Source organism: Phycisphaerae bacterium, from assembly GCA_035384605.1.
In the GTDB taxonomy this organism is placed as follows: Bacteria; Planctomycetota; Phycisphaerae; order UBA1845; family PWPN01; genus JAUCQB01.
Window position 1 is genome coordinate 23,949 of the sequence record DAOOIV010000050.1, and the last position, 14,307, is coordinate 38,255.

Annotated in this window: 10 protein-coding genes; all 10 read right to left on the reverse strand. The window is 60.4% G+C overall.

The genetic code is table 11. From position 1 onward, the window contains the following. Positions 1 to 11 precede the first annotated feature (11 nt). Positions 12 to 1,328 (reverse strand): TRAP transporter large permease, encoded by a 1,317-nt coding sequence (locus PLL20_12360; GenBank protein ID HPD30783.1) that lies wholly within the window; start codon positions 1,326 to 1,328, stop codon positions 12 to 14. Continuing rightward, positions 1,325 to 1,843, reverse strand: a complete 519-nt coding sequence (locus PLL20_12365) for a TRAP transporter small permease (protein ID HPD30784.1) — start codon at positions 1,841 to 1,843, stop codon at positions 1,325 to 1,327. The genes PLL20_12360 and PLL20_12365 overlap by 4 nt, the downstream gene beginning before the upstream one ends. An 8-nt stretch (positions 1,844 to 1,851) precedes the next feature. After that, positions 1,852 to 2,907 (reverse strand): TRAP transporter substrate-binding protein, encoded by a 1,056-nt coding sequence (locus PLL20_12370; protein HPD30785.1) that lies wholly within the window; start codon positions 2,905 to 2,907, stop codon positions 1,852 to 1,854. A 227-nt stretch (positions 2,908 to 3,134) separates the two neighbouring features. Further along, positions 3,135 to 4,613: a nitrilase-related carbon-nitrogen hydrolase gene (locus PLL20_12375; protein ID HPD30786.1), complete on the reverse strand. Its 1,479-nt coding sequence runs from the start codon at positions 4,611 to 4,613 to the stop codon at positions 3,135 to 3,137. Between the two features lie 147 nt (positions 4,614 to 4,760). Beyond that, complete coding sequence (locus PLL20_12380) at positions 4,761 to 6,665, reverse strand: hypothetical protein (GenBank protein ID HPD30787.1); 1,905 nt, start codon at positions 6,663 to 6,665, stop codon at positions 4,761 to 4,763. Between the two features lie 290 nt (positions 6,666 to 6,955). Next, positions 6,956 to 10,306, reverse strand: coding sequence for a carbohydrate-binding family 9-like protein (locus tag PLL20_12385; protein HPD30788.1), 3,351 nt, complete (start codon positions 10,304 to 10,306; stop codon positions 6,956 to 6,958). 110 nt (positions 10,307 to 10,416) lie between these two features. Beyond that, positions 10,417 to 11,904 carry a metallophosphoesterase family protein gene (locus PLL20_12390; GenBank protein HPD30789.1) on the reverse strand — a complete coding sequence of 496 codons (1,488 nt, stop codon included), beginning with the start codon at positions 11,902 to 11,904 and terminating at the stop codon, positions 10,417 to 10,419. A 143-nt stretch (positions 11,905 to 12,047) separates the two neighbouring features. After that, a complete protein-coding gene (locus tag PLL20_12395) occupies positions 12,048 to 12,353 on the reverse strand; it encodes a hypothetical protein (GenBank protein HPD30790.1) in 306 nt (101 codons plus the stop codon). 48 nt (positions 12,354 to 12,401) lie between these two features. Next, positions 12,402 to 13,808 (reverse strand): hypothetical protein, encoded by a 1,407-nt coding sequence (locus tag PLL20_12400; GenBank protein ID HPD30791.1) that lies wholly within the window; start codon positions 13,806 to 13,808, stop codon positions 12,402 to 12,404. 4 nt (positions 13,809 to 13,812) lie between these two features. Continuing rightward, on the reverse strand, positions 13,813 to 14,307 hold a 495-nt coding region (locus tag PLL20_12405), incomplete at its 5' end, for a hypothetical protein (protein HPD30792.1).

A 14,307-nucleotide genomic window follows, 5' to 3' on the forward strand; every position in this document is an offset into this window, starting at 1 on the left:
TCCTTGCTCTCTTAGCGAACCATGCCGGGCAGCCATGTGCAGATTTGCGGGAACGCAACGCACAAAACGGTGGCGATGACCAGGGCCATCACGAAAGGCACGCAGCCCTTGAACACAGCCTGCAAAGGCACGTCGCGCTCGATTCCGCCTACCACGTATGCGCAGACCCCGACCGGCGGGGTAATCGTTCCGATCTGAGTGACCAGCACAATGATGACACCGAACCAGATCAGAAGCATGGGGTCCTGTTCGGGATACAATCCGTTGATGATCGGCCTGAAAATCGGAACCGTGAGCAATATCAACGCCAAGGCATCCACAAAGCATCCGGCAATGATGAAAAAGGTGATGATCAGACCGACAATCACCCATGCCGGCAACGGCAGACCGCCCAGCCACGCGGCCAATTCGGTCGGGATGCCCGTGACCGTTAGAAACTTGCCGAAAATCATTGCACCCGCCACGATGATCATGACCATCAGGCTTGTGCGCATCGTTTCCTGCAGCGCTCGCCAGACCATCTTCGCGGCCAGTTGCCTCTTGACCAGCGCGATGACAATCGTGCCGCCGGCGCCGATGGCCGCTCCTTCGGTAGGGGTGAAGAAACCGGCGAACATGCCGCCGATCACCAGGAGGAACAGCGCAAGGGTCTCGCAAACACCCAGAAGGGAAACAAACTTGGCACCCCAACTCGTTGAGGGCGCGGCAGGCCCGTAACCGGGACGCCGGATGCACTCGACATAGATGAATAATGTAAAGAGGCCCGCGGTCAACAGGCCCGGCAGTATCCCTGCGATGAACAACTTGCCAATCGACTGTTCGGTCATGATACCATAGACGATGAAAACAACGCTCGGCGGGATCATCATGCCCAACGTCCCGCCCGATGCGACCGTTCCGCAGGCTAACTCCATGCTGTATCCATATCGCTTCATCTCCGGCAACGCGACCAGCGACATGGTGGCGGCGGTCGCGGGCCCCGACCCGCAGATGGCCCCGAAGGCCGTGCAAGCACCCACGGTGGCCATCGCCAACCCGCCCGGCAGCGGTCCAAACCAATGGTAGGCCGTGTTGAAGAGCCGGCGGCTGATGCCGCAATGAAAGGCAACCTGGCCCATGAGCACAAAAAGAGGGATCACTGTGAGGCTGTGCTTGGAAAAAGTGTCACACAGCTCGGTCGTGGCCATGCTTACAGCCGCGTGAGGTGTGACGACCACGGCGAAACCGACAAACCCGACGATCGCCATGGCGAAAGCCACGGGCATGCTGCTGACCAGCAGCAACACCAGCACGATACAACCCAGTATCCCAATCTCGACGGGCGTCATGGCTTAATCAGTTCCTTGCCTGGATGAAACAAATGGTAAATGGTCACCAGGCACACAACCGCACAAGATGCGGCCAGAACGTACGGCACCCAAAAGTCGGGCATCTGCAGCGTCGGGGTCACCTGACCATTGGCTTTAAGCGACATGCCGTAACTGACGCACTCCACGGTCAAAAACCCGAACAGGAGAACGACGCAGATGCGGACAAGGGTGTCCACCACGATTCGGCCCCGCCGCGACAGTTTCTGAAAGAAGTACTCGATCGCGACGTGTCCCTTGCAGGCCGTCGTATACGGAATTGCTGCCGCCGCGGTGACGGCCGCTGCGACACAGACGACGTCAACCACGCCCGTCACGGAAATGCGAAAGATGCGAAGGATCACCTCCGCGCAAGTCAGGAGCATCATCGTGATAATGCCCAGGGCCGCGATGATCTCCAGGACATAGACCAGCATCCTGACGCTGCGAGCGTACGCCGTCCAGAAACCGGAAAGCTTCGAAATGATCGGTTGCACCGCGCCCATCATTCTGGTTTCGACGCCGCCGATTGGGCAATCATCATCTGGATGTCCTTGAGAAACGCGGCACCCGGCAAGGACTTGGCCTCGGCCGCAGCCACGTACTCATCGATAATGGGCTGAACGCGCTCCTTCCACCTTTCCTGCTGCTCGGGGGACAGAGTAATGATCTCACGCCCCAGTCCCTTGACGAAAGCCAGTCCCTCTTGGTCGGCCTGATCCCAAGCAGCGCCTTGCTTGAACACCCACTCGCGGCTGGTTTCGGTAAACACCTTCTGGATGTCTTCCGCCAGGTTGTCCCAGGTTTTCTTGTTCATCACCACAAACATCGCTGTCGTGTAACCGATACAGGAGGTATCGGTGACGAAGTTGATCGCCTCACCCTGCTTCCAGCCCTTCAGCGTCTCAATGGGGCAGAAAGTCGCCTCGACGACGCCCTTTTGGAGGGCCTCGTAGGTGTCGCCCTGTTGCATGGCAACGGGAACGCCGCCAAGGGCCTCGACGATCTTGGTGGACAGCCCGGTGGCGCGGACCTTCAGCCCCTTCATGTCTTCCAGCGTACGAACCGCCTTCTTGGAGGCCAGGATGCCCGGCCCGTGAGCATGGACGTAAAGCACGTGCACGTCGCTGAGTTCAGCAGGCTCATACTTCATCGTCAGTTCCGTGGCTATTCGAGTAGCGGTGACCCCGTTCGGATAACCAAGAGGCAGGTCGAGTCCTTCGAGCAGCTTGAACCTCCCGCGCGTATATGCGAAACAACTCATTCCGATGTCGGAGATTCCGTTGACCACGCCATCATAGCATTTGTCCGCAGCGGTCAGCGTGCCGCCGGGATGAATCTTGATCTTGACCCTCCCATCAGTGCGCTTTTCGATCTCCTCCGCCCAGGCCTTGGCCGTCTGGCATACGATGTGCACGTCCGGGAAGAAGATGCTGTAGTTCATTTCGATCGGCTTGGCCTTGCCGCCGGCGCCTCGATCCTTGCACCCGGCGACCAGGACAATCCCCAACACCGACACGGCGATGGCAATCAACGAAACGACCTTCATGGTTCTGCTCATGTCAAACCTCCCTCAACGAGTCCATTGCCTGACAAAGGCCCCTCGGCCTGTGATCTGATGCAGACACACGCTGCTCGAAGGGATCAAGACAAGGCAGTCTATAGGGTTGACTGCGGCCTGTCAAAGCCCAAGCCGACCCCGTCAGGGACCTCATTCGGCAACTTCAGCCGGCTCACCATGTTCTATCGGCGGTATGCCCGCCTGTAACCTGCCTGCCGACAGCGGCATCACGTTTTGTGCGAACCCCTGCCCGATAGGTAAATGAGTCCACGGATCCATTGCCATAAGGTAAGCACAATGAATGTCAGCAGAAAGGACCAGCCGACCGCCGCGGCAAACAAGTGTCCTCCTCGCATGAAGAAGGTTTGCCGGTTGCACAGAGGCACCGAAGCGACAACGGCCCCGGGACCTTCATCGCGAGTACGCTGAGCTATGACCCGGCCACGGGGGTCAATGATTTGGGTTATGCCGGAGCTGGCCGCCCGGACGGCGCTCCGACGCAGCTCAATCGAGCGCATCGGAGCCATATCGGCATGCTGCCACTGCTCCTGGGCCGGCCAACGCGCGGGGTCCATCACCGGAACGAGGATGAGCGTTGCTCCAAGCCTTGCCAGATGGCGAGGGTGATCGGTGAAGAGGCCGTCATAGCAGACGTACATGCCGATCCGCCCGTACGTCGTATCGAACGCCGCTTGTGACCGGGCGGGATTCCCGTCGTCAAAGAACGGCAAGGGAACTGCCTTGGCTTGGGTGCCGACGATACCGGCACGACCGATGAGCATGGCCACGTTATCGTAGCGACAGCTTCCGGCCTGCGATGTGATGTGCGCGCCCACGCAGGCGTACAGGTCGTGTTCTCGGGCCAGTTCAGCGAGCCCCGATACCATTCGATGATCTTCTGTCGCCGCTTCTGTGATGGTATGCTCCGGCAAAACGATGAAGGCGGGCGTCGGCCGAGCCGATGCTGCACGGGCGGCTAAATCGAGGTACTCGCGATATCGAAGCTCTTCGCCTTGCACGCAGGCGACGGTCACTGTGTCCTGAAGCACGAACGACGGAGGCTGAGAAATGACGCCGACCACAATAACTCCTGCCGCCATCACCACGGCCGGTATCCAGGCCCGACGACGGCGCTGCCACAGTCCGTAAGCCACCGCGGCATTGACTGCCACCAGAAGCAGAGACAGGAAGTACACGCCGCCGATCGAGGCGATTTGCGCCACCCGGAGATTGTGCGACTGACTGTACCCGAATGCCAGAAAGGAAAACCGCAGGCGAGGTAGCCCCTCACATCTCAGCACCTCGGCTCCGACAAACGCCAGCGGCACGGCCCACAACATGGACGCAGGACCGAATCGCACCGTCAGCAGTCGGGCGACCCGGAACGCGAAGCCCATCCACACCGCAAGAACGATGATGGTCGCGCCGGCTATCGGCCCGGCGATTTTGATGAGCCAATCAAGCCCGATCCGATAAAAGACCAACCCGAGAACGATGCCAAAAAGCCACGTCGCGGCCGGCGACAATCGCGGAAACATCATCAGCCACGGAACCAAGGCAATCCATGCAAGGAAATGCAGACCGAGGGGACGGAAGCAGGCGGCCAGCAGTCCGCCGGACGCCGCCGCCACAAGGAATGCCGTCGGCCAGGAAAACCTGCCGGGTTCGGTCGTTGGATCGACAATCGGGTCACCGGCGGTAGGCATGGGCGGAGACTCTCCCGGCTACAGCAACAGCGGCGTATCCTGTACCATCTCCTTCTATTGGATACTATGCAAGCAGTAGGCAGAAGTCATCAGGAATGAGTGAGAAAAAAACCTGCAGGAACAGACCAACGCATTCCGTCGTGATCCTCACCAGAGACTGGGCGGCCGGGGACGAAGCTCAATGGTTTCGCCGATCGCCGGCGGGGTAAAAGGAACGAATTCGCCGTCCTGCCAGTGCAGCCACCTGAGCGACGGGTGCTCGAGCGGTACGGCAAAATGGAACAGGGCCTCGGCCGGGCGAAGATCGGGCGTCAGCTCCGTTACGTCGATGGTCAGGTCGCTGAGTTTCACGCGCTGTCCGAGAGACATCGGCCTTCGCTCACTCCGGAAGAGGTGGTCAAAGCGCCAGGCGATGAAACTGTCTTCCGGCCGGATGGACAACGTGTTCTTGTCCAACCGGCGGATTTTGACTGCCGGCAATGCGGGGGCCAGAACGCGCGTGTGGCGGGGCACCGGCTGGCCGGCCAGTTCCCGCTGCACCGAAAGATACATGGCGTGCATCACGCTCGGGGCGTTCACGATGATGAGAGTCTGTTGCTCGACGGAACCATCGAGCGCGGTTCGGACCGTAAGTTCATCGTTGAATCTCTTGAAGCCCATCGGAAATGCCGCCTGCACGGCCAGGGCCACGGGGGCAAGTACGATGTGCAGGCATACAAAGGACCAGGCGACGACACGACAAAGACGCCGAGCATGCGGATGACCGTTCCGGCCGGGTGCCCGGAGAGGCTTGTCAGCCACAGCACCGACAGACAAGCCGCCGACGGCCCCCGAGTGGTTCTCAAGCCGCAGGACGTCTAAAAGAAACTGGGCGAGCATGCCCATTGCGCCGATGCCCGCAAACACCAGAAGCCGGTTGGCCGGAAACGTTGCACAAGCGGGCACCAGTGACAAGGCCATGCCCAGCGCCCAGAAGCGAGCAACCGGATCGCGGCGAAGCAGCGGCCATGCTACGGCCGCCAGAACAATGGTAATCCCCACGCCGAGAAGCTGGAGCAGCAACATGAGACGGTTCGGCAGAAGAATCGCAGCCTCGGCCGGCAGTCCCGCCCACTGGCCAAGCATCAGAAGAGGAATCCGCTGAATGACGCTCAGGGCGAACACCGCCGGCTCCCGGAAGGGGTCCACGTAGAGCCCGAGGTACTGCACGCCATGGCCGCCAAGCGTCCAGGCAACTCGCCAGACGATCAGGACCGTGAGGTAGGGAAGCATGATGAAGACTTTTTGCCGCCACCTGCACCGGTCCAGGCATACGGTATAAGCTACCAGGTAGGCAAATGTGCCGACGCCGGCCTCGGCCGACAGCAGGCTGGCGGCGGTGCAGAGCCATGCAGGTACGGCACTGCCGGTTCGCCCCTGGCGCCGCCGGCGATCGTGAGCCAGAATGGCCAGCACTCCGAACACACCCGAGACAATCGCGTTGCGGTTGGACAACCACGCGGCGGGCATGCTGTGCGCGTCGTCGACCGCAAACAGCACCATGGCCAGCCCGGCCGCTATGCCCGCCCCCATCATCCGTCGATACAGCGCCGCCGCTGCCAGAACCAGCAACCCATACCACATTATGCTCTGCGCGTGCATCAGCCACGCCGTATCAGGCCACAGGTGGTAGTCGATCCAGTGAGTCAGAATGGTCAGCGGCCGCCAGAAACTGCCCTTGGCCTCGGGCACAGTCCACCACGGCAGCACGCCGTGGTCCATCAATTCCAGGGTTCGTGCAGCATCCCCGTCGAGAAAGCGGAACATGTCCCAGATCGATCCCGAGAATGCGAGGCATCTCGTCGAGCCCCGAATGGTGAGACGATGAAAGTCGTCATCAAACACCCACCCCAGGCGCAACGATGGCGACACCAGTATCATCGCGATCAGGGCGACGAGGATCGGCCATCCGGGTCTGCAAAGGAAACGACATAGCCGGCCGCGCCATGTGCCGCTTTGTGTGTTCGCTGATGACTCCCCACCCGCAAGCTTCACTTCCTTCACTTCTCGCATGTCCACGGCTCAAAAGGCTACCGGCCAAGGCCGCGACGGGCAACAGGGCGGTGCTGCTGGTGCCCTCGCGAAGATGTTGACGGAGACGATGGCGGAATACTGCTTCACCAAGCGCGCTTGCTGTTGCCGCTCTTGACAAGTCTCACAAGCCGCCAGTGGCACCCTCAGAAGAGGCAGGAGTGACCAACAAGAAAAACCACCATGTGGACCAAGGCGGTCCGACGCAAGTGAGCCCGCCGGAGGTGCTCTGGCAACGATCCCGGCTCAGCATTGCTGCCTGCTCGTTCATGTCACCGGAAAACGAGAAAACCAAAGTCTTCCGGACGGCTGTCGTGAGATGTTCCTCGTTCATTGCCCCAAACCGTGGGCAATGCCCCGCCGACCTGCCGCCAACGCTGGACACCCAAACCCCAGACCTGACCAGGGCTGGGAGCCGGCCGCTTCAGGTCACTGAAGGGGACCGCAATTTCAATCTGCCAAGCATCGTCCTTGACCACTGCCCTGCGTTCCACGTTCTTGGCGTTCAGGCCGTCGGCGTTCGCGTGGCCGCCGCTGCTGCCGGTGCCGTCCCACTTCGTGCCCAGGACGTTAAAAATGAGCTGATAATAGGACTTGTACTCCAGCTTCGGATCCAGATAAATGATAATGCAGTCGTCCGCCCAGACGGAACCGTCGTCTTTGTCGCACCGCTTCAAGATCTGAGAAGGCTGGGGCTCGACGCACCTGGCTGCAAAGTAGAGAGCCTGATCGTCGTATGCGACGGCAAATTCAGTTTCCTGGGGGTTCTTGCTGCTGTCCAGGAAAACGGTGTTCTTGAACTTCACGCGGCTCTGCCAGAACGGCTCGGTGAGTTCGCCGTCAATAACAGGCTTGGTATCGATCTTGACGGCCTGAGTCCAGGGCTTGTGCCCTTCTCGCGCAGACGCTGGATTGACGAGCGCTTCGGCGTTGGCTCGCCAGAGCGAGTCCGGCCGGTGGCGGATCAGCCTGGACATCCAAACGCCGGCTTCCTGATCGCGTTTCTCTTCGTGCAGTGCTGCCACAATCTTGTAGACCCACTTGGGCCAGCTTTCGGCCTCAGGGTGCTCCTCCGCCAGCCGCCCATAGTCAGCAAGTATCTCGTCTGCTGATGCTTTCTGACCCAGTATGTCCATCAGGCTGGAAAGGTCGTCCACGGACACTCGCTTTCCATATTTCGACCAGAATGCGTCGACGGCCTTCTTGGCGTCCTCCAGCCTGCCTTGCTCCCGAAGGGACTTGGCCTGTTCGGCTGTGCGTCTGATCGCTGACTCGTTGACCATGGCCAGTTGGGTACCGTCGCCCACCGGCTGATATAGCGGCCCGATCTTGCCGACCGGCTTCATGCGAAAGATCCGCACGCCATAGGGAGGAAACGTCAGATCAATGGGACGAGCCTGGCGCACCGGTTCGCGATCCTCCGACGGCGGCCAGGCGTCCATGGTGTGGAAGTCCCGACGATTCATGCTCCAGGCCTGCGGTTGCTCGGCCATGACTTCCTTGATTACAATCTCGTCGCCCCACCCGAACGAGAAGGTCACCGTGGCTTGCCTGGGCTCGCAGTTGGCGGCCAACAACCATACCTCACCGGCAACCTCCTTGATCATCACGTCGATTCGGGCACTGGGATTCTCGATTCGAGAATGGGTCAGCAAAGCGGAATCCGGCTTGGGGTCAGGCGCAAACCACACCGGCTCGAGTCGACGGATTTCCCGCGTGCAGCGCAGGATACTCGCGTAATGGTCGTCATCCTCGTTCCTGACACCCAGCGCGTACCATGAGATGCCCTTGGCTCCGTGAATCAGAGCCAGGTAGACACCGAGCCGGTTCTCCACCGGAGATAGAATCGGTCCCCAGGACGCATTGACCACGAACACCGGCTTCTTGTGCTGGACGCACTGATACGCTACGTCAACCGCGTAACCCTGGTATGAGAACGGCTGTCCGACGATGTGGGGATAGGGATCGATCGAAAAGACGTCCACAAAGGCCGATGAACGCGGATAGTAGGTCGGATATAGATCATTCAGCATCGTGAAATGATTCGGGTCGTGTTCATGGATGAAGTCCGATCGCCGCTTGTCCATGGCCATGATCTCGGGGCTGTGACCGGCCTCGTCGGACATGAGGTAGCCCAGAAGGGCCGGGTGATGCCTCAAGGCCAGGAGCTGGTTGCGAGCCCTCTTCCGTTCAAATTCGTGATCTACGTTCGGCACATGCCCTATGACCATGAAGCCTGAATCCTCAGCGCGGTCGAGAATGGCCAGCCGCGCGCTGTCGGGGGCGACGTCGTACGTTTCCAGCGTGGTATTGAAGCCGTAATCGGCCAAACATGCCTCGGCCTTGGCATAGTAAAGGTAAACCGGGAAAAACGGCTCGCCGTCGACCAGAATGTTGTTGTTCTCATCCGTTGAAACGCGATGCGCGGGCCGTCGAGCGCTGAGGCCGGCGCCGTACGCCTCGACCTCGTTGAAAGCGACGCAATCCGCGGCAGGCCCCGCCGTCTCAAGAACTTCAATCTTGATGTAGCGAAGGTATGTGGGCTCCTTCAAAGGCACGTCGTGCCAAGGGGAACCGCTGTTAAGGTCCAACTCGACGACCGCCAATTCCTTCAACGAGTCCACATCCATGCCGCCCAGAATACGCAATCGGGTCGGGCGCGCCGGGGGCCCCTTTTCCTTGTCGAAAATCACAACCGCGTCCTTGCGCTCTTGATCTCGATGCTCCTCGGCCGGGCCGGAGTGAATACGGAAACGATGAATCCGACTGAGACCGGGAACGTATTTCGCTCGGCCGTTCAGGCCCAGCAACACCCACTGCTGGTTGATGGGCAACCCCTCCTTCGAAATCCAGCTTGTGTCTTCAAGCCCGTCCACCAGGTTCTGCCCCTCGGACACCCAGTACTCCTGGTCTTCCCTCCCATAAAGACTGGAAGTCTTCAGGCAATTCAGCACCTCCGGTACGTCCGTCTTTTGGGGTTCCGCTTCGGTGGCGGCTTCGACATAAATGTCGCCGTCTTTGACCGAGAATCGCCAAAATGCTCCCGGAACATGGTTCTCTGGCAACGGGCCGTGATAGGGGCGCGGGACCTCCCAGAAACGCCGGCGAGGATCGTACTTCATGCACATGTCCCACCGCCGGTCTGTCGGCGGCTGATTCTTGCTGATCCGCTTGTAGAAAATGGTCCGACCATCCCGCCCGATCACCGCGTCGTCGACGGCGGGTTGCTCGTCGACCGTGACGTATCGCGCTTGTCCCCACGATCCGTCCGGCTGACGATCACAAATCCACACGCCTCGATAGAAGCGGCCGCGATGCGACACGAACAACAGTCGCCGGCCGTCGGCGGACAAGCTCGGCCGAATGTCGTCAAAATCGGAGTTGACGTGGCTGCCAAGCGCCTTTGGCTGCGACCACTGGTGACCGTCCCACTGCGACTGGTAGATGTCAAAACCGCCCCCCGAACGGTTGGATGCGAAATACAGCGTGTAGCCGTCCGGGGAAAGCCAGGGATCGCGTTCTACGCCCGCGGAGTTGACCGCGGCCAGCGGAGCCGGCTCAGCCGCGGCCGGTACGACCAGCATCAAGAGAGAGCCCACAACCAGTGTCAACCGTTTCTTCATCACGCGTCTCCGACAGATTCATGTGACTGCACACCTGCCGGGCAGAGGACCGTTGGAACGCCCCGCCGCCCGACTACTTACGTTCGTCCACCCCTCGCGCGCCCACCGACCTACTTCTCCGGCGGCAGCAGGACCGCCCCGCGATCGGGCCCCGACGCCGAGCCCAACTGGCCTCGGCGGCGAGCAGGCGCGGCAGGAATCTCCTCGATCAGCTCCTTCCTGCCTCGGCCTTGTTTGACAAGCGCGAATGCGTCGTAGAGCACGCCTGTGGCCGTCCAGGCCTCGTATCGCAGCTTGTCTCCGTCAATCGAAATAACCTGAAAGAATTGTGTGTCCTGCGCCTCGCGTTTGGCGAAGCCTGTCGGCTCGCCCTTTGCCACAATCGGCCAGTTCATCTTCGGACCGGCGACGGACACGACGTAAACCGTGCCCTCTCCCCGCCCTTCCACAGGCGTATCGTCTTTCCCTCTTCTGATGAGACCGGTGCGGCTGTAAGCATGATCATGCCCTGTGAGCACGAGGTCCACGTCATGCTTGTCAAACACCGATTGCCATTCCCGGCGCACCCCTCCGCCTCGATGGTTGGCGACCGAGTATGCAGGATGATGACAAGTCACGATCACCCAGCGCATGGGGTTGCTCGACAGAGTTCGGTCGAGCCATTGGGCCTGCTCCTCACGCCGCACGTTCGAGTCGAGCGATATGATCCTGGCTCCCTGGTAGTCAATATAGTAGCAGGACTCTTCGAGACCAGCGGGGCCGTTCTCAGGAAGCGTGAACTGAGCCCGCCAGTGCGGTTCCAGGTAGGCGCCCGGGCTTCCGTCGGGAGCCGTCTTGAAGTAGTCGTGGTTACCCGGGGTAGCCACCACTGGCACCATTGCGTTGACCCAGCCTCCCACTGCAAACCACTCGCCCCATTCCACATCGCTGCCACGGCTGGCAGTCAGGTCGCCCGCATGCAGCGTGAACGCGGCATCGGGAGCCGATAGAATCGCCGCCCTGAACACCCAGGAACACATCGAGGCGACGGCATCCTGCAAGTCGCCGAAGTAGATGAAGCGGAAAGGCTCTGCCTCGCGCGTGGCCGTCCGAAACTGAAACCATTCCGACCATCTGACCCCATCGCCCACGCGGTAGACATACCTGGTACCGGGAGAAAGTCCTTCGAAACGGGCCGAATGGTAACAGGAGCGCGGACCGGGGGACTCGAAGCTCGTGGTCTGTGCTTCGACCGTCCGCTGCTGGTTGTCAAAGGTAATCTTCTTGTATTCATTCCCATTGAGCTCCTGGTAGAACCGCTGGCCTTGCTCGGCTGGAGCGATTTCCGCAAACCCCTTGCGAACATCCGGCGAGGTGCGCCAGGTAACGGCCATGGTCGTGGTCGGGTCGCCACACCAGGTAAGTACGATGCGATCGGGAAGCGTCGTCGGGGCATAAGGATCCGGCCTCGAGGTCCGAACGCCGGCCGAAATTTGCTGCGTTTCAGCCCCCTGGACGATCGTCACACTCACTGCCAGACCAATCATGACCACGCGCAAACCCGGCCCCGAAGCCGTTCGTAAGCGCGGAAACGGGATGATGGATTTGTAGATTGTCATGGAGCCTCGCCTTTCTATCGTTTCACGAAGTTCGCCTCCGTGGAGCAGCTTCAACAACGACAGAAGCCTTCGAATACGCTTCAGCGTCGCTGGATGCAGCCTGCTTGGTTATGTGGCCACCTTGCCCCACGGTTACGTAGCAGTTACAGAAGCGTTCGCCGTCGATCTCGAGAAGCTCCGCCATCATGGTGGTCGAATGATCCCTGGCGATTCGGGTCGACTCCCGGATGCTTGGCCCATTCGGCGCGGGCTCGGTGATCGCGGCCGGCCTCCTCTGGGCGCGTCGGCTGAATCCACCCAGAGGCCGGCATCCAGAGCTCGTGAAAGCAGACGATCTCGGCACCGTCATCGACTGCCTTGCGAGTCGGATCGCAAATCCGCCCGGGATTGTACGCCTGGTCTCCGTCGCGATGTTCAAACTGAGCTGCTGCCACGCGAGTATCCCGCATGTTGCGACTCCGAAGGACGATGGTTCAGCCTCAGTGATGCCGCCCCCCTCACGGCTTGGCCACGGGCCCGTTCAAATGGCCAAACTGCCCGTACACCACGTCTTCGAACATCCGCTTCTTCACGTCTACATATGCCCGGTGCCAGTAGTCAAGCATCTCCTGTGAATAGGGCTCGCCCTCGGGATGTCGGGGGGTATGATGCTTGAGCGTTTTGTCGTAGTACTCGAGGCCACCGTGCGTGTCCCGATCGGTGCCGAATGTCCACCAGGCCAAGGCCACCCACGGGCCGGCCTTCAGTTCATCATAGTAGGCCTGCATGGTCTCGACAGGTGTCGTATAGGTCGCCGCGCCGCTGGAATTGTCGATCTGGCTTGACACGCCGATGTACCACATCATGGCGTTTGGTGCCCCAGCCAATTCGATGCCGCTCATTAGGGCATGCGTGTCGTTCCAGCATTCGGGGATCCAGGTGACCGGATCCTTGGCATTCTCGCAAACACGAACCTCAAGCCCCTCGGGATAGTACCTCGTGCGAATCCGCTGCCACTCGTCGCTGTGGGCGCGAACCTTCTCTCGCGGGATCGACAGGTCCGCCGGATCGAACGGGCTGTGTTTGTGGAACCAGTAGTGATAAACGTCCACGCCGATGGCCTGGGTGTTCGGCGGCAGCATGACCCGCTTGTGCTTGTCCACGTCCTCCCGGCTGGCGGCATAACAACTATGGTAGTCAAAAGCTGCGTATCCGAGCATGTTGTACCAGCCCTTGATGTGGCGAAACGGCTGTTCTCCATTCATCCTGCGGAGGCGGATCTCGTGGTCGAACTTGGCGAACAGCTTCTCCAGCCCGGCTGTCTTCAGCCCGCATTCGCCTTCATCACCGAGGCTGGCGGCCAGGATGTTGTTGATAAGCTGCCGGCCGGTTGCCTTGTCTCCCTCCAGATTCGTCAGTTCCCTGTCTCGATTCTGCCACAAGGTCGTCAGAATCGCGATCAGGTTCGCGTGAGCATCCTTTTCCCTGTCCTTGCTCCTGTCACCCCGACGAGCGCTGAGGATGATGAGTTGCCGGTTTCGAAAACAGCGGATCATGAGATTGATGATCTCGTCGTGGTAATAGTCGTAGCGATTGTAGAGTTGGATGGCCGTCGACCACTTGCTGGCAATGTCGATCCGGCGGACGTTCTCCGTGTGGTACTTTTCAAGCCGTTGGTCGCCGCTCCAGCACATCAGGTTGTACTCGAAGAGATAGGGCAGGATCCCGATGCCCTCCTTGGGCGTCCAGGTGCGAATCGGCACGTAAGAATGGCTGACGACGTCGCCGCTGACGTAGCCAGGGGGCAGCTTTTCCCCCGAAGGCCGGGTCGTCGAACCTCGCCAGACGTCGCCGCGGCTCGGCGTACTTGCCGCCGCAGCAGCTAAGACCGCAATCAAACATCGGTGCCGTTCGTTTCGAGACATTCAGCTACTCCTTCTTGTCCTGGGTCACAGGCATGGGGCCGTTGAGGTGGCCGAACTGGTTGTAGACAACGTCATGGAACATGCGCATCTTTGTCTTCACATAGGCGTCGTGCCAGTAGTCGAGCATCTCTTGCGAATAGGGCTCACCTTCGGGATGCCGGGGCGTGAAATGCTTGAGGGTCCTGTCGTAATACTCTAATCCCCCATGGCAGGTGTTGGAGCCGCCGAACACCCACCAGGATAAGGCCACCCACGGGCCGGCCTTCAACTCGTCGTAGTAGGCCTGCATCGTCTCAACCGGGGTGGTGTAGGTGGTCTCATCGCCGGCCGGGCCGAGCTGGCCGCTGACCCCGATGTACCACATCATGGCGTTCTTGGCCCCGGCCAGTTCGATCGCGCTCAGCAACGCGTGGGTGTCGTTCCAGCATTCGGGAATCCAGGTGGCCGGATCCTTGGCATTCTCGCAAACACGAACCTCAAGCCCCTCGGGATAGTACCT